Consider the following 16137-nt stretch of genomic DNA (forward strand, 5'->3'; position numbering starts at 1 on the left):
TTGTCATTTTGTGCTTTATTTTTTATCACTCCGTGCGGCTAATAAGTTCCCCTTTTTTTACATATAGCAATAAATTTTACAGATCATGAAACACTTTTGGAAATTTAGTAGCATTTTTACGATGGATTATTACCCATTATGAAACAACAATGGTTTGCCGACCGATATTACCATCGGTTTGCAGTGGCAAATATAAAAGGCACATAACAGAGGGTAATAAAAATGAAGCGTCACATTCTCTCCCTGGCGATCCCGGCATTACTGGCAGCAGCGGGCTCGGCAAATGCGGCTGAAATCTACAATAAAGACGGCAATAAATTAGACCTGTTCGGCAAGGTTGACGGATTGCACTATTTCTCGGACAACGACGGTGCCAACGGCGACCAGTCTTATGTTCGTTTTGGCTTTAAGGGTGAAACCCAGGTAACAGATCAACTGAGCGGCTACGGCCAGTGGGAATACCAGGCGGCGCTCAACAATTCAGAAGCACAGGGTACGGCAAACAGCTACACCCGTGTTGGTTTTGCAGGGCTGAAATTCGGCAATGCGGGTTCATTCGACTACGGTCGTAACTACGGTGTGGCTTACGACATTGGCGCATGGACTGACGTTCTTCCTGAGTTTGGTGGCGATACCTATGGCGCAGACAACTTTATGTTCCAGCGTGGCAACGGTATGGCGACCTACCGCAACAACGGCTTCTTCGGTCTGGTAGACGGCTGGAACTTTGCAGTTCAGTATCAGGGCAAAAACGATAACCCAACGGAAGCAAGCGGCGGGCGTGATGTGCTGGGTGAAAACGGCGACGGCTGGGGTCTGAGCACGACCTACGATCTGGGCTCCGGTTTCGGTATCGGTGCGGCAACCTTCCAGTCGGATCGTACCAACAACCAAAATGGCAATGCGCCGGGCATTCTGGGTCGCGGAGATAAAGCGGAAGCTTATACCGGTGGTCTGAAATACGATGCTAACAACATTTATCTGGCTGCGATGTACACGCGCGCCTATAACGCGATCAGCTTTGGCGACAGCACAAGCGCTAATCAGCCAAACACGGCCTACGGCTATGCTGACAAGGCTGATAACTGGGAATTAGTGGCACAGTACCAGTTTGACTTTGGTCTGCGTCCTTCTCTGGCGTACGTTAACTCGCGCGGCACCGATGTGCAGAACTGGGGCAAACAGAATCTGAAGAAATATGTCGACGTGGGTGCGACTTACTACTTCAACAAAAACATGTCGACCTATGTTGATTATAAAATCAACTTACTCGATGACAACGACTTTACCAAGGCCGCCGGCATTAATACCGATGACGTGGTGGGCGTAGGACTGGTGTACCAGTTCTAAATGTCACAGGGAGCGCCCGTGCGCTCCCTGATTTATTAATCTGCCGGGTGTTCCGGCTCGTTATCATCCTGTGGCACGATCACGTTGCCATATCTGGCCCCCTCGAATGCCACACCTGAAAGTGTAAACGCAGCAAAACTCAGCCAGTTTTGCATCGCAGTCATCACGGTTTCCGACTTATCCATCCCACACCTCTCAGCAACACAGTTAAGGTTTCTGGTGCAGGAATCGTGCCAGCCCAACCGCTCTCATAGCCACGGAAAAACAGGTGATTTTGCTACAATGGCGCGCGAATTAGGGGGCTGATGACCTTAAATGGTGCAGGGGCGATCAACGACGGCGCAGGTAAGTGGTTGGCATGTTGCGATTACGGCGTTGCTGCCATGTTTTATAGCTTCCTAATACGAACAGGCCCAGCACAGCGGCAAGGATTACATAAATCATCTGTGACTCCTTATTCTGACGCTCTCAGGAGCGAGCGGAACGTAGCAGTGTGATCGACCTAATAAGTTTTATCAACCATGTTTAAGTTACTTTACTTAGTGTTTGTGCTTTGAAATATGCACAGATGACCTGTTACGGATAAATAATGATGCGTTTTAAGATAAATCTCCTGTTTGTAGCTTTGATGTCATTGTTAATGGGATGTGACGACACGTCATCCAAAGCCCATGACGCCATGGTGCTGGAAGGCAAAACGATGGGAACGGTGTGGCGAGTCAGCCTGGCAGGCGTGGAGGCTGGACGCAAAGCGGCACTACAACAGCGCATCCAGCAACAACTGGATGCCGATGATGCGGAACTCTCGACGTGGAAACCGACGTCAGTGCTGTCACGTTTTAATCAGAGCCGTGCAACAACGCCTCAGCCGGTGAGTGAAAACATGGCTGATATCGTGACGATTGCGCTGCGTATCGGCAAAAAAACCTCGGGCGCCATGGATATCACGGTCGGGCCGCTGGTGAATTTATGGGGATTTGGCCCCGATAAGCAGCCCAACCATATTCCGGATGACAGCCAGATCGCCGCGGCCAAAGCCCTGACCGGCTTACAACATTTACGTGTCATACAGGGAGGCGAAGGCCAGTGGTTACAGAAGGATCTGCCAGGCTTGTATGTTGATCTCTCCACGGTGGGAGAAGGTTTTGCGACCGATCACCTTGCGCGACTGATGGAACAGGAGGGGATTAACAATTATCTGGTCTCGGTGGGGGGGGCTGTGCTATCCCGCGGGATGAATGCGCAGAACCAGCCATGGCGGGTGGCGATTCAGAAACCGACCGATCGCGAAAATGCCGTGCAGGCGCGGGTAGACCTGCAGGGACACGGCATCAGCACATCTGGCAGCTATCGAAACTATTATGAGCTAGACGGCAAACGTCTTTCACACATTATCGATCCCGCGACTGGCCGCCCAATTGACCATAAGCTGGTGTCAGCGACCGTGATTGCCACTACGGCGCTGGAAGCGGATGGCTGGGACACCGGCCTCATGGTGTTAGGTACTGAAAAAGCCAAAGCGCTGGCGATTAAAGAGAAACTGGCGGTGTATTTAATCACCCGGGAAGGCGATCGCTTCGTCAGCTGGATGTCGCCCCAGTTCTCTGCTTTTATTATTCCATCTGACTGACTGAGAGAACCGCTATGCTGGATCTGTTTAGTGATGCCTCACCCTGGCAAGAACCCCTGGCTGATGGCGCGGTGATTTTACGCCGTCGCGCACGCGATGAAGCGGAAGATCTGTATCAGGCCATGATGGCAATAGCAGAATGCAATCCGTTTGAGCACCGCATCACGCCGGGCGGACATCGCATGTCCGTTGCGATGACCAACTGTGGGGACTTCGGCTGGTCGACAGATGCGCGCGGCTACCGATACAGTGAACAGGACAGCAGCAGTCAACGTCCGTGGCCGGCAATGCCGGATGCGTTTCGCCGGCTGGCGCAGCAGTCGGCTGAAGAGGCCGGCTTCCCGGGCTTCAATCCGGATGCCTGCCTGGTTAACCGCTACGAACCCGGCGCTAAGCTGACGCTGCATCAGGACAAGGATGAAAAAGACTTACGCCAGCCCATCGTTTCAGTGTCACTGGGCCTGGCGGCGGTTTTTCAGTTTGGTGGCTTTGAGCGGGGCGACCATGCACAGCGGGTTTTGCTGGAACATGGCGATGTGGTGGTGTGGGGCGGGCCTTCGCGACTGCGCTATCACGGCATCCTGCCGCTCAAGGCGGGCATCCATCCGCTCACCGGCGCCTTTCGCTATAACCTGACATTCAGGCGGGCTTTTTAACCCCCGCGCAAAGTGCGAATAACTATTGCTATCATTTGCCATCACATTACACTGCAGGCTGATTTTCATGTCTGGTAAGGTTCTATGGCGTTGTTGAATGTGGTTTTCTGCCAGTATCGCTGGCCGTTTATTGGCGTAATTTTGCTCACCCTGCTGAGTGCCGCATTGGGTATTGGCATGATTGCTTTTATCAATAGCGAAATGATCGTCGCCGTGAATACTTCCCTGACTGTTCTGCCCGCGTTTCTGTTCCAGGTCGTGATGCTGATGGGCGTAACGCTGGCCTCACAGCTGGCGCTGACCTGGCTGGGCCATCAGTTTGTCTGGCGCATGCGTGGCGAATTTATCAAGCGTATCCTGGACACGCGCGTGGAGCGCGTCGAACAGATTGGTAGCGCACAACTGCTGGCGGGATTAACCAGCGATGTCCGGGCAATCACCCTCGCTTTTGTCCGATTGCCTGAGTTAATTCAGGGCATCATTATCACGCTCGGTTCAGCGCTGTATCTTGCCTGGCTGTCACCCAGAATGCTGCTGGTCACCAGCGGCTGGCTGGTGGTGACCATCATCGGCGGCTGGATGCTGGTATCGCGGGTTTATCAGCATATGGCGAAGCTACGCGATGTCGAAGACAATCTCTACCGCGATTACCAGACGGTGATCGAGGGGCGTAAAGAGCTACAGCTTAACCGTGAGCGTGCCAGACTCATCTATGAAACGGTTTATCAGCAGGACGCCAACACCTACCGGCACCATATTGTGCGTGCCGATACCTTTCATCTCAGTGCCGTTAACTGGTCAAACATCATGATGCTGGGCGCTATTGGGATGGTGTTTTACATGGCTAACAGTCTGGGATGGGCCAATACGGCCGTCGCGGCCACCTTTTCCCTGACGTTGCTTTTTTTGCGCACGCCGCTGCTGTCCGCGGTCGGCGCTCTGCCTACGCTACTGAGCGCTCAGGTCGCCTTTCGTAAGCTCAATACCTTTGATCTCGCGCCCTATGAACCTGACTTTCCCGCCTTTAACGGCGAAACCGACTGGCAGACGCTTGAATTGCGAGATGTGACCTTTCACTACGGCGATAACGGTTTCCAGGTCGGACCGGTTAACTTGCGGCTCCAGCGCGGCGAGCTGGTGTTTTTAATCGGCGGTAACGGGAGCGGCAAATCGACGCTGGCCATGCTGCTCACCGGACTGTATCGCCCTCAGTCCGGCAGCCTGTTAATCGATGGCAAACCGGTTGATATGGGCGACCTCGATCGCTGGCGCAAACACTTTTCCGCCGTCTTTACCGATGTCCATCTGTTTGATCGCCTGATTGACAGCAAAGGCGATCCGGCGTCACCCGCCCGGATTCAGCAGTGGCTGGAAAAGCTTAAAATGCAGGACAAGCTAAAGATTGAAGGGAATAAGATCCTGAATCTGCAGTTGTCAAAAGGGCAAAGTAAAAGGCTGGCGTTGCTGCTGGCCGTGGCTGAACAGCGCGATGTCCTGCTGCTGGATGAGTGGGCAGCCGATCAGGATCCCCATTTCCGCCGGGTTTTCTATCGTGAACTACTACCGGCGTTACAGGCCGCCGGTAAAACGGTATTCGCCATCAGCCACGACGACCACTACTTTATTCATGCCGATCGTCTGCTGGAAATGCGTGAGGGTAATCTGTACGAATTAACCGGCCATGCTCGCGACCACGCCAGCCTGGATGCCGTCAGGCTGACCGATACCGGATTATGATGTCTGATGAACGCGATTGACGAGGCTGCCCGATGCCTGACTACCACACTCAGAAGAGGGGCAGAGGGTTGATGCATAAAGGATAAAGCCGCTCAGGGTGAGCGGCTTAGAAAAGGTCTGGTTGGCGCTTGAAATCACACGTTGCTTTGCTGTAACGCGGTGTGAGGTTGGTAGCTTGTTATAATCAATCGTTTGGCGGGATGGAGAAGTTTTTCAGTGAAACGACAAAATGTTGTTGGCCTTTGCTGATGCGCGCACCGCGATCGCACCACTGACTTGCCAGACGAAAGAAATCGTCACAACCGATGTCGTATGCCAGCTCCACCTTATTGATACCTGAGTGCAGTAAATTTTCTGCATCCTTCAGGTTTTTAGCTTGGATGATCATATCTGTACCCTCGATTTCAGGAGGAAACAGAATAAGCGTTTTTTATGACAAAAATGTTTCAGTTTGATGAACTGCTGTCTTATTTGTGATTTTTGTGAAGCATTAGACATTAAGGGTTTATCACTAACTCATTAATTAATATCAATAATGGTGATTTTTTAGCAGTTTATCGGGAAAGCCTGATATTGCAACCATCAGCAGCGGGCTGTTCATCACAGCCCGGCAAACAGAAATCGTTTAGTCCTGTTGATGTCTGTCAGGCAGCAGGCCAACCAGAGGTTTTCAGGTCTGGGCTTCATGCTCACTCTCAGGGCGAAGACGTTCCTGAGCCAGAAAACTCAGGTCGCTGCCTGCAGGACGCTGGTAAATGCGCAGCGAAAAGACGTTAGCGATGGCATATACGTATTCGAAGATGGCCGATTGGGTATGTTCATAATCGACCCAAAGCACTGACGACGTAAAGCAGTAGATCTCAATGGGTAACCCCTCAGAAGACGGCTTCATTGACCTCACCACGATATACATCTCTTTATGGATATCATCTCGCTGAGCCAGCCAGGCGGTGAGATAGTGACGAAAGATCATCAAATTCGTCATGCCATTTTCAACGAACCAGCGATCGCCGACGGCACTCAGTTCGCGACCATCCATAAGTTTGGACAGTTGTTCATTAATGCCGCGAATCTGCGTCATGGGCTCCAGCATGGCGTGATTTACAAAGCTTATGGACGTTTGATCAATGTAGAAACTGCGCATGATCCGGCGTGCACCGGATGAGAACATGGCCTGCCAGTTGGTATAGGTTTCGGTCAGAAAGGTTTTGGTGGGAACGCGGGACAGAGTATTGTCCCAGTTGCGAATAGTAATGGTGTGAAGGGCGATATCCACTACTTCTCCACTAATATTATTGACCGGAAGCTCTATCCAGTCGCCTAGCTGCAACACATCATTCGAAGAGAGCTGTATATTCGCCACCAGCGACAGTAAAGTGTGCTGAAATATCAACATCAGTACCGCTGCCACCGCACCCAGACTGGAGATAATAATGACTGGCGACTTATTCGACATGATAGCCAGGATCATAATCGCCGAAATGATATGCACCAGAATTTTGCCGACCTGGATATAGCCTTTAATGGAATGGTTTTTACGTTTCGACTTTTTTACGTAGGAGATATTGATAATCTCCAGTACTTCATTAAAGAACAGCGACAGGTAGACCATAAACAAAATGCCGCAGATGGTCTTAATGGCAATCAGCAGATGCTCGGGTAAGTCCGGCATAAACTGCAGCAGGAAGTAGACGGTGATCACCGGAATAAAATTAGACAGCTTTTCAGACAGCCTGACGTCTTTGTCCAGCGGCACCTGATTTTTATGGCTGCTGAAGAACACCTTACGTACGACTTTGACAACCAAAAACTTACAAATCAGATGCGCAACCAGGCCCGCGACAATCAACACAACGATGTTAATAGCAATGGAAAGAGCAGGTTTGTTCTCGATAAAGTGTTGTATGTCGTTCAAATAATTCATGTTAATCGTATGCCTGGAAATTTGTCTGTATTCAATCACAAACCTGATAATGGCGATAAGCGTAGCGTGCGTTTGAACGTCGTGCGAGGGATAAGTTAATTGAATTGATTTATCATGCCATAGTGCCACTTTACGCCTGTGGCATCGCCAGCCTGTCTGACGCGTGAACAGGGGCGGCAGAGCGGGGCAGTCAACGAAAGTCTGGCTCGTTCAGGCCATGACTGTACTGCCTGTGCTGAGGTTCACGTACGCGTCCTGCGAGCGCTGGCGCGTTCACCAGGGCAGTGCATGGGTAACCGGCTTTGTACTGTGCCACAGAGGTATTTTTCGCCGCCTCATAACGGTCAGTTTCGGCAACAGGTCTTTAGCCTTTCGGTTACTCAGGACAGGCAGATATCAGTATCGTCATATTGAACCGGGGATGCTATGCGCGCGTTAACTCCCTGCATATAAATGAGCATCATTGAATTAAGGTTATATTTTCCCGATGCTCATGATTTTATTGAACCTGTTCCTGCTGTCGCTCAGGCGTGTTTTTTTTCTTAGTGAAATGTTGTCGGCCTGATTAAAAGGCGCTGCAAAATGCGGGTTTTACACTCTGTATTTATAGCTATTTACGCTAAATATATGGAGGATATCGCCGTAATTTGACTTATGAGAGGCATGCTGTAGGTTAAAAACACCTCAAAAACATATGCTTATCTCCACCTCTTTTCAGGAAGGTGGAAAATGAAAACTCACACTATCTCTAGCAGTCACCCCGGTGGTCGTGTTCAGTCGGCGCGCTCGGGCAGAGTGGGCTTTATTGAAAAAGCCGGTTTTGGCGCCGGCGATGCGGCCTGCAATATGTTGTTTAATCCAATAACCATGTTCTTGTCGTTTTTCTATACGGATATATTTGGCCTTGCGCCGGGCGTGGTGGCGACCATCTTTCTTGTTGTACGATTTGCCGATGCGGTTTTCGACCCCTTTTACGGCGCTTATATTGATAAAACCGCGACGCGATGGGGCCGTTTTCGTCCCTGGATTATAGGCTTTGCCGTACCCTTTGCCATTAGCTGTATGGTGATGTTTTACACACCGGATTTACAGGGCCATGCAAAGGTCATGTATGCCTTTATTACCTATCTGATTTTGTCGCTGCTTTATTCAGGGGTTAACATTCCTTACTGCTCGCTGGGCGGCGTAATCACTACCAACGCGCAAGAACGGGTGTCCTGTCAGCAATTCCGTTTTATGGGCGCCGGGCTCGCCAGCCTGTTCTGCACGCTGACATTACTGCCAATGGTGGCCTTTTTCGGTAACGGAAACCGGCAAATCGGTTTCTTCTGGGTCATCACCATTTTTGCCATCATTTCCCTGTTTTTGTTTGTTTTTTGTGTGGCAACCACCCGGGAGCGCATTACACCCAAGAGCAATGCCGGAGAATCCATTTTCACTATTATCCGGCAAATCACAAAAAACGATCAGTGGGTCGTCTGTGTCTTTGCCATGTTTCTGGACTGTATCCCTTCTTTTGTGCGCGGCGCCGCCTGTATCTACTTTGCGAAGTACGTGATGGGATTAAACGATTACTACGCCACGCTGTTCCTGAGCACCGGCATTGTTGCCGGTATTCTTGGCTCTTACATTACCCCGTTTTTCACGAACCGGTGGTGTAAGGTTCAGGTTTATCAGGCATGCAAAGCGGTCGCGCTGGCGATGTCAGTGGTGTTCTTCTTTTTGCCCGCCCAGAACGTGGTACTGGTGTTTGGCTGGTTTTTTATCCTGTCAGTCATTCATCAGATTGGTGCGCCTATCCTGTGGTCGTTTATCGGTGACGTTGATGACTATGGCGACTGGAAAACAGGCAAGCGCCTGTCTGGGATCTGTGCCTCTGGCAACCTGTTTTCACTCAAAATTGCGCTGGCCGTCAGCGGCGCGATTGTGGGGGCTGTTCTGTCGGTCACCGGTTATCAGGCCAACATTGCTGTGCAAAGCAGCCGCGCCATCGCCGGGATTTATGCGCTGATGGTCTGGATTCCCGTCGTGGGTTATCTGCTGTCTGTGTGGCTGGTCCGTTCGCGCTACATATTGACCACAGCCAAAATGAAAACCATTGAAGACGATCTGTTCTCAACGCATCCCGAGTAAGCCTTTATCCGTAATTCGTTATGAAGACAGAAGGGAAGAAAATGATTACGTACTTTTTCCAAAAACAAAACTACATCGACCAGGTGGACGATGCCCTGTACGGCTCCTTTGTTGAGCATCTTGGGCGCGCTGTCTATAGCGGCATCTATGAACCTGGGCATGCTACGGCGGATCAACACGGCTTTCGGCAGGACGTGGGGGAACTGGTGCAGGATCTGGGGATTAGCACCGTACGTTATCCCGGTGGTAACTTTGTCTCGGGCTATAACTGGCGTGACGGCATTGGCCCGCAAGCCGAGCGCCCGGTCAGGCTGGATTACGCGTGGCTGACGAAAGAAAGCAACCAGTTTGGCATCGATGAGTTCGCCACCTGGTGTGAGAAATATGCGGTGACGCCAATGATCGCCGTCAACCTTGGCACAGGTACGCCGCAGGAGGCCGGTTACTTTATTGAATACTGTAATCTGGCGTCCGGCACTGCGCTCAGCGATCTGCGCATCCAGCATGGTCGGGAAACGCCGTATAATTTTAAACTCTGGTGCCTGGGTAATGAGATGGACGGCGAGTGGCAAACCGGGCAGCTGAGCGCGGAGGATTACGTTAAAAAAGCGCGGGAAACGGCAAAAATCATGCGCTGGGTCGACCGGGATATCAGGCTGGTCGCCTGTGGCAGCTCTAACTCGTTACAGGCCAGCTACCCGGAATGGGATCGTATCGTTCTGGAAGGGCTCTATCATCAGATCGATTACCTTTCATGCCACCATTATTTTGAAAACAGCACCGGTAACCCGCAGGATTTCTTAGCGTCGTTCCAGAGAATGGATGATTTTATTCATACCATCACGGCCACGGCGGACTATGTAAAAGCCAAACTGCGCAGCGATAAAAAGATGATGCTGTCGTTTGATGAATGGAACATCTGGTCAATCGAAGGCGAACCGTGGCAGGATCACTTTATCGATCCCAACAACCTTTATCAGGAAGCGCCGCCCCTGCTGGAGCAGTCTTATACCTTCCTGGACGCGCTGACGTTTGGCGGGCTGATGTGTTCATTACTCAATCATTGTGACCGGGTGAAAATGGCGTCGCTGGCCCAGTTGGTCAATGTGATTGCTCCCATCTTTACCCGCCCCGGCGGCGAGGTGATTCGCCAGACCATCTTCTGGCCTTTCCAGATGGTGAGCCAGTATGGACGCGGGCACGCGCTGCGCTATTTTGCCAACGTTCCCACCGTTAACACGGTGCATGGCGAAACCCGGCAGGTACAAAGCGCGGCGGTGTACAATGAAGAGAGGCAGCAAATTGCCTTCTTTGCGCTCAATACACACGACCATGACGCAACAGACATCAGGTTTATGCTGGATGCGTTTGGTGAGGGAGTACTCTCACAACATATCGTGTTAGCCGGCCATGCGCTGGATGCCAGAAATACCTTCTCTCAGCCGGATAATGTGGTGCCGCAACCCCGCACGCTGACAAATGAGCAGCGTCGCCAGAAACAGGTGTCGCTCCCGCCTCTTAGCTGGAACATGGTGCTGATCGATCTGCAATGCTGAACAGGGATAAACCCGCCAGTGTCGGATGTTTCTGGCGAAGGTGATGAAGCGGCGGAGCCACTCAAAACCCACTATCGCGTGGGTTTTGACCGAACTGGGCCGGGTTTATCAATCGCCTTACTCCAGGATTTCGGCCAGATTTACGATATAACGTGAGGAGATAAAGGCAATTGACCTTTTATCAAATTCCCGTTCATGACTGATATTGGATAATAGGTTCCAGTAAAAAACCTTCGCCCCATACGGCCGCAGCGACAATCGACAATCTGACAGCGCGTGGTTTTTTTATCATTGTTTATCGCGCCTTTCCGGAACCATGAACCCTGTTTATCGGGGCGACGTTCTACGCATCAGAATAAATGTTTCCCTTAAACGAAATCCTGGCATGATGCTTTTTTAACAGCGCATATTGGCCTTTATTCGCTGTTGATCATTGATTAACCCGCTCGGCACAGGCATTCCTGACTATCGAACAGCCTGTGTTTTTTATCTGTTATTGACAAATGCAGTTAAATGACGCTCAGGCAGCCGGCACTTTTTTATCCACCACAAAATCAAACTTTGTTAAACCAACACTCTGGGCACTTGTCATCACGAAGGCCACTCGCCCATACGGGGTTCCCTGATCCGCATAGATACGGATATGCGGCGGTTCAGGCAGTTTTGCCGCATCCTGCAGCCGGGCTACAAAGGCGGCGTCATCGAGTGTTTCTTTATCCCAGGCAATATTCCCGTTGGCCGTCAGCGAGATATTCACTGATTTAATGTTCTTATCGACCATGCTGGCGTTAGCTTTGGGCAAATTGACTTTTACCGCCGGATTGATCACCGGCAAGGTAATCATAAAGACAATCAGCAATACCAGCATGACATCAATAAAAGGGGTCATATTAATATCATTGACCAGCGGATCGTCATCTGACTCAAACTGTGATTTACCTGACATACTCATTTTTCACGTCTCCTGAGAAGGCCGCGCTAAACTGGCTGACTGGCGCGAAATGGCTGAACAGGGCTCGACTGAGCTTTATCGCCAGCGTGCAGTTCCTCTACGTTAGACGTAATACGTGAGCCGGTAAGATAATAAGCGTGCAGGTCGTTGGCAAAACGCGCGATGGCGTGCTGAAGGGCGCGGTTGCGACGACTTATGGTGTTAAACCCCAGAACTGCCGGGATAGCCACGAAAAGGCCAAATGCCGTCATGATAAGCGCTTCGCCCACCGGCCCGGCAACGTGAGCCAGATCGGGCTGGTCGGCCATGCTGATGGACTGCAGTGCATGATAGATCCCCCAAACGGTGCCAAGCAAACCTACAAATGGCGCCGTACTGCCAATGGAGGCAAGGATCCCCAGGCCTGATTGCAGATTGGCAGCGCTGTCGTCGATACTGTTTTTCAGGGCGCGGGCCAGCCAGTCGCTAATATCCAGATTGTTGCTGATGCCTGCTTCAATCGTATATTGGTGGGACATGGCCGCGTGTCCGGCGATGGCAAGGTCGCGAAACGGGTTGTTACCGTTGGCACCCAAGGTATCAATGGCTGCCGGTAGCGTCTTTTGACTCCAGAATAAATGCTTGGTGCGGTGGGCTATCTTTTTCATGCCCGCGCCTTGTATGCATTTTATAACAATGACCGACCAGGACATGACCGACATAATTAGCAGGATAATGGCCACTGACCGGGTAATGATGTCACCCTGTTCCCATACATGTTCAATGCCAAACTCATTCATAATGCATCCTCAATTAGTAAGAAAAGCGCCCGCTCATCATCATCCTGCCCTAGCTGGATAATTTGAACGTGATGGGTTGAATCGTCATAACGGAAATCGCCTGGCCGTTTTCCATGTAAGGATTACAGCGTATTCGCGAAACGGCTTCCATTGCCGCCTGATCCAGATCGTCAAAGCCGCTGCTCCGTGCAATTTCGCGGTGTTTCACCGTGCCATCGGAGTTAATGATCAGGCGGATTAGCACCTCGCCCTGTTCCTGAAGCCGTTTCGCCCTACGTGGATAGTCCGGAGCCGGTACCTGGCAACCCACTGTGGCGACATTCCTGGGGGCAGCATTCGGTACGCTTTTCAGCATTTGCCCTTGAGACGTGGCGGGAATCGCCGTTCGTTCCGCCACTTTTGCATTTTGCACGGGTGAAGGTTTAACCGGTTCGACCGGGTGCGTTTTTTCCGTTAACGTTTTGTGTCGAACAACTGGCTTTGGTTTGGGCTTAGGCGGCACGACTTTTGGCTCAGGTGGCGGTACAACCGGCTTGACGTCATCCTGATCGATTTCGCGCGTGCTGTTATCGGCGGTCAGGACAGGTGGCGCTTTGACGACCTCCGGAACCGGTACGGGTTCAGCGGGCGCCTCGACCATGGTTGCTTCAATACTGGTTTGGGTCGCGGGATTAATAATATTCAGCGGATGGTATTGAGTGGTGTGGGTAATAGCCATGGCAATCAGTGCCAGGTGCAAGATAACCACCGCGCTCACCGCCAGCTTTGGCAGATTTTTTTTACAGGAACTCTGCGCGCCTTGCGGAGCAATCAGGGGAGCCGTTGGTATTCCAGGCACTGAAAGATGATCTTTGAAAATAAGGCGCTCTGCTTTCACTACTACCTCACGATAAATCGCTACTGCTCAATGATTCTCAGCAGCAGTTTCTGGAAGACTTATCCTGTATGTGCAACGAGAATGAAAAAATGACACCGGCCGGGGAAGAAAAAACGCAAATTTTTATGACGCGGCCGGCTCGATCCTGATCCAGTAATTCGTAGTGCGAGTGATCGCAATCGGCATTGTTTGGGCAAGCGCGTCGAGCGTGTAGGGAATATTATCAAGCGGGAAGTTGCCGCTGACTCGCAGGTCAGCGACGGCCGGGGCGACGCGAATGACGGCAGGACTGTAATTTTTCAGTGAGTTAATCACGGAACCCAGCGTAGCATCTTTCACTTCCAGGCGACCCTGCGTCCATGCGGTTTCCTCATAGGGCGAGACGCCCAGCGGAATAAACGACTGATGATCGAACCACAGACCGTGGCCTGCCTGAACCTGCCGACTGTCACCGTTTCGATTGGTCACTTTTACCACCGCGTTCAGGACGGCCAAATGAATACCGCTCGATTCCTGCCGAACATGGAAACGGGCTTCCTGCGCAAGAATTCGCCCTGCGTGGGTGGCAATGGTGAACGGGCGTTGATCGTCGACCACTTCGGCAATGATGCCACCGGTGCGCAGTTCCACTTTGCGCAAGGTTTCATCCAGCGAAATATTCAACGCCGTGCGGGCATTCATATCCAGCGTGCTGCCGTCGTTAAGTTGGATCCTGCGCCGCTGTCCGGTATCGGTATAAGCATCGGATAACAGGTAGGGCAAAGGATATCGCTGGTTTAATATCAACCCACTGAACACACCTAACGCGGCAACGCCACAGGCTTTTTGCAGGAACTGACGGCGGCTTGACGGCGCAAGCAACGTCTGGCGCAGATTTTCTGTGGGTATACTGTGGTTTAGCGTCTGAATCTTACCCAACGTTGCTTCAATTTTTGCACAGGCGGCGTCGTGACGATCGTCGGAATAACGCCAGCGCTCATACTGCCGGAAGTCATCTTCTGTGGCATCGCCCGAGCGTAACAGCACCATCCACTCAATTGCTTCCTGCGCGACGTCGTCGGGACGCTGGGTAAGTTTCATTTGTGATGTCCCGCCATCGGGTCAGATTGACCCTGAGCCACCAGATAACAATTCGTCAGTGCTTTAGCCACATATTTACGCACCATACTGGCTGATACGCCAAGCTCTTTAGCGATTTCAGCATAGGTCATGCCATCCAGTTGGTTGAGCAAAAAGGCCTTTCTCGCATTTACGGACAGGCCATCCAGAGCGCGATCGATAGCCAGTAAAGACTCCATCACCATCTCCAGTTCTTCGGGCGAGGGGTGACAATGCTGCGGGCTATCTGCCAGAGCTTTGAGATAAGCCTGTTCAAGGTCGCGGCGTCGCCAGTTTTCATATAACACGCGCTGGGCCAGTGTCGTCAGCATGGCCCTCGGCTCGCGAATGTGGGGCAGTTCCGGAATTGCCGCCAGACGTAAAAACGCTTCAGAAGCGATATCTTCTGCCATGGTGCCGTAGCTAATTCGACGCCGTAATTTATCCGTCAGCCAGCGATAATCGCTGCGAAAAATAAGCGTTAATATATCTGAACGATCGGTCATGTCGGCAGGCATAATGTCCCCCATCTGAAAACTTAACACCTTTCTCAGCGCCTCAATAAAGACCGAGAAATGGAACCCACTTTCTACCTTGCGCTAAGGTGCAGCTTATTGTGGGAAAAACCTTTGCCTACCAAGCAAAAGAAAGGCCAATGTGTTTCCGGACTTTTCTTTTTTAAGTTTATTTTTTTTATTTATTACTATTCAGCTTGTTATAAATGCATCGTTACGCTCTGCCACTCACTTCTCTTGTGCCATCTTTTTGACGCTTGAAGGCCAGCCTCAGTAGGCTGCACCGCAAAGGTGCTGCGTTCATCTGTCGCTGACGGCGGAGACAAGACAGAACGAAAGACAAGAGTATGATTTTTTTTATTAACGCGTTTCATCTTCCTGACGTGAAGCGTCATTGATGCGAGTGTTGATTCACCAGAGAGCGCCCAGTAAAAGCTCACATCCAATTAAGCACCAGAATGGTGCGCTAATGCGTCGCCGTTCACTCGGCGTTGGGTTACACAGTGATGAATAACTTATAAATTAATTTTGAATTTAAATAGTTAATATTATTAATGTTTTCAAGTTAAGTGATTTTTTTCACACAAACACCCTAATGAGGTGTCACTTTTTAAATCTCATTGCACATACCTACTGAGAAGAATAATCGACTCATAACAATATGACGTAGTCCCTTTACCTTTTCTGCTGGAGCTGTAGCAATGAACGAAGCACCGCATCATGCAAAGAAAACGTATTTTACCCAAGGCCGTCTGGCGTTGGCGGTAAATATTGCCCTGGCCATTACTGCCTTTCCGCTACTTGCGTTGCAGGAAGGTTATGCTGCAGCGCCTGCGGCAATCAATTATTCCGTGCCTTCGGGTTCTCTGGAGCAAGGTTTATTAGCGATAGCCCGTCAAAGTCATCAAACCATCTCGTTCGATCCTAAAC

General features: G+C 51.0%; 15 protein-coding genes. 6 read left to right on the forward strand and 9 right to left on the reverse strand.

All coding sequences use genetic code 11. The features are described 5' to 3' along the window. The first annotated feature begins 222 nt into the window (after positions 1–222). The gene (ompC, locus tag QLG08_RS01480) at positions 223–1350 is read left to right on the forward strand and encodes a porin OmpC (RefSeq protein WP_014594150.1); all 1128 of its coding nucleotides are present in this window, start codon (positions 223–225) and stop codon (positions 1348–1350) included. A 35-nt stretch (positions 1351–1385) separates the two neighbouring features. Here the strand turns inward: ompC and QLG08_RS01485 are convergent, their stop codons facing one another. Together QLG08_RS01485 and QLG08_RS01490 are read right to left on the reverse strand one after the other, a co-directional pair. Then, on the reverse strand, positions 1386–1535 hold the full coding sequence (locus QLG08_RS01485; protein ID WP_014605391.1) for a hypothetical protein: 150 nt from the start codon (positions 1533–1535) through the stop codon (positions 1386–1388). A 145-nt stretch (positions 1536–1680) separates the two neighbouring features. Beyond that, the gene (locus QLG08_RS01490; RefSeq protein WP_013026480.1) at positions 1681–1794 is read right to left on the reverse strand and encodes a hypothetical protein; all 114 of its coding nucleotides are present in this window, start codon (positions 1792–1794) and stop codon (positions 1681–1683) included. A gap of 145 nt (positions 1795–1939) precedes the next feature. Here QLG08_RS01490 and apbE point away from each other — a divergent pair, with 145 nt between their 5' ends. From apbE to QLG08_RS01505, 3 genes are all read left to right on the forward strand, one after another. Further along, on the forward strand, positions 1940–2980 hold the full coding sequence (gene apbE / locus QLG08_RS01495; protein ID WP_014605392.1) for an FAD:protein FMN transferase ApbE: 1041 nt from the start codon (positions 1940–1942) through the stop codon (positions 2978–2980). A 14-nt stretch (positions 2981–2994) separates the two neighbouring features. Further along, on the forward strand, positions 2995–3636 hold the full coding sequence (alkB, locus tag QLG08_RS01500; protein WP_013026478.1) for a DNA oxidative demethylase AlkB: 642 nt from the start codon (positions 2995–2997) through the stop codon (positions 3634–3636). Between the two features lie 84 nt (positions 3637–3720). Further along, positions 3721–5373, forward strand: a complete 1653-nt coding sequence (locus QLG08_RS01505) for a multidrug ABC transporter permease/ATP-binding protein (protein ID WP_013026477.1) — start codon at positions 3721–3723, stop codon at positions 5371–5373. A gap of 184 nt (positions 5374–5557) precedes the next feature. Here QLG08_RS01505 and QLG08_RS01510 read toward each other — a convergent pair whose 3' ends face one another. Continuing rightward, the gene (locus tag QLG08_RS01510; protein ID WP_013026476.1) at positions 5558–5761 is read right to left on the reverse strand and encodes a hypothetical protein; all 204 of its coding nucleotides are present in this window, start codon (positions 5759–5761) and stop codon (positions 5558–5560) included. Between the two features lie 282 nt (positions 5762–6043). Continuing rightward, complete coding sequence (locus QLG08_RS01515; protein WP_014594147.1) at positions 6044–7297, reverse strand: mechanosensitive ion channel domain-containing protein; 1254 nt, start codon at positions 7295–7297, stop codon at positions 6044–6046. Between the two features lie 729 nt (positions 7298–8026). Here QLG08_RS01515 and QLG08_RS01520 point away from each other — a divergent pair. After that, positions 8027–9430, forward strand: coding sequence for an MFS transporter (locus QLG08_RS01520; RefSeq protein WP_019106567.1), 1404 nt, complete (start codon positions 8027–8029; stop codon positions 9428–9430). A gap of 41 nt (positions 9431–9471) precedes the next feature. Then, a complete protein-coding gene (locus QLG08_RS01525) occupies positions 9472–10986 on the forward strand; it encodes an alpha-N-arabinofuranosidase (protein ID WP_019106566.1) in 1515 nt (504 codons plus the stop codon). Positions 10987–11506: 520 nt separating this feature from the next. Here the strand turns inward: QLG08_RS01525 and QLG08_RS01530 are convergent. The 5 genes from QLG08_RS01530 to QLG08_RS01550 form a co-directional block, all read right to left on the reverse strand. Beyond that, positions 11507–11938, reverse strand: a complete 432-nt coding sequence (locus QLG08_RS01530; RefSeq protein ID WP_013026472.1) for a biopolymer transporter ExbD — start codon at positions 11936–11938, stop codon at positions 11507–11509. 26 nt (positions 11939–11964) lie between these two features. Then, a complete protein-coding gene (locus QLG08_RS01535; RefSeq protein ID WP_013026471.1) occupies positions 11965–12717 on the reverse strand; it encodes a MotA/TolQ/ExbB proton channel family protein in 753 nt (250 codons plus the stop codon). Positions 12718–12766: 49 nt separating this feature from the next. Then, on the reverse strand, positions 12767–13465 hold the full coding sequence (locus QLG08_RS01540; RefSeq protein WP_227008702.1) for an energy transducer TonB: 699 nt from the start codon (positions 13463–13465) through the stop codon (positions 12767–12769). Positions 13466–13717: 252 nt separating this feature from the next. Continuing rightward, on the reverse strand, positions 13718–14674 hold the full coding sequence (locus QLG08_RS01545) for a FecR family protein (RefSeq protein ID WP_013026469.1): 957 nt from the start codon (positions 14672–14674) through the stop codon (positions 13718–13720). Next, the gene (locus QLG08_RS01550; RefSeq protein WP_014594144.1) at positions 14671–15222 is read right to left on the reverse strand and encodes a sigma-70 family RNA polymerase sigma factor; all 552 of its coding nucleotides are present in this window, start codon (positions 15220–15222) and stop codon (positions 14671–14673) included. The genes QLG08_RS01545 and QLG08_RS01550 overlap by 4 nt, the downstream gene beginning before the upstream one ends. Between the last annotated feature and the right edge of the window lie 915 nt (positions 15223–16137).

It is taken from the genome of Pantoea sp. V106_11, assembly GCF_029967885.1.
Classification (GTDB): domain Bacteria; phylum Pseudomonadota; class Gammaproteobacteria; order Enterobacterales; family Enterobacteriaceae; genus Pantoea; species Pantoea ananatis.

What these genes read in the sequence shown, in the direction of transcription:
- ompC (WP_014594150.1), top strand. Translation starts at nt 223, where the DNA reads ATGAAGCGTCACATTCTCTCCCTGGCGATCCCGGCATTACTGGCAGCA.
- QLG08_RS01485 (WP_014605391.1), bottom strand. Translation starts at nt 1,535, where the DNA reads ATGGATAAGTCGGAAACCGTGATGACTGCGATGCAAAACTGGCTGAGT.
- QLG08_RS01490 (WP_013026480.1), bottom strand. Translation starts at nt 1,794, where the DNA reads ATGATTTATGTAATCCTTGCCGCTGTGCTGGGCCTGTTCGTATTAGGA.
- apbE (WP_014605392.1), top strand. Translation starts at nt 1,940, where the DNA reads ATGATGCGTTTTAAGATAAATCTCCTGTTTGTAGCTTTGATGTCATTG.
- alkB (WP_013026478.1), top strand. Translation starts at nt 2,995, where the DNA reads ATGCTGGATCTGTTTAGTGATGCCTCACCCTGGCAAGAACCCCTGGCT.
- QLG08_RS01505 (WP_013026477.1), top strand. Translation starts at nt 3,721, where the DNA reads ATGGCGTTGTTGAATGTGGTTTTCTGCCAGTATCGCTGGCCGTTTATT.
- QLG08_RS01510 (WP_013026476.1), bottom strand. Translation starts at nt 5,761, where the DNA reads ATGATCATCCAAGCTAAAAACCTGAAGGATGCAGAAAATTTACTGCAC.
- QLG08_RS01515 (WP_014594147.1), bottom strand. Translation starts at nt 7,297, where the DNA reads ATGAATTATTTGAACGACATACAACACTTTATCGAGAACAAACCTGCT.
- QLG08_RS01520 (WP_019106567.1), top strand. Translation starts at nt 8,027, where the DNA reads ATGAAAACTCACACTATCTCTAGCAGTCACCCCGGTGGTCGTGTTCAG.
- QLG08_RS01525 (WP_019106566.1), top strand. Translation starts at nt 9,472, where the DNA reads ATGATTACGTACTTTTTCCAAAAACAAAACTACATCGACCAGGTGGAC.
- QLG08_RS01530 (WP_013026472.1), bottom strand. Translation starts at nt 11,938, where the DNA reads ATGAGTATGTCAGGTAAATCACAGTTTGAGTCAGATGACGATCCGCTG.
- QLG08_RS01535 (WP_013026471.1), bottom strand. Translation starts at nt 12,717, where the DNA reads ATGAATGAGTTTGGCATTGAACATGTATGGGAACAGGGTGACATCATT.
- QLG08_RS01545 (WP_013026469.1), bottom strand. Translation starts at nt 14,674, where the DNA reads ATGAAACTTACCCAGCGTCCCGACGACGTCGCGCAGGAAGCAATTGAG.
- QLG08_RS01550 (WP_014594144.1), bottom strand. Translation starts at nt 15,222, where the DNA reads ATGGGGGACATTATGCCTGCCGACATGACCGATCGTTCAGATATATTA.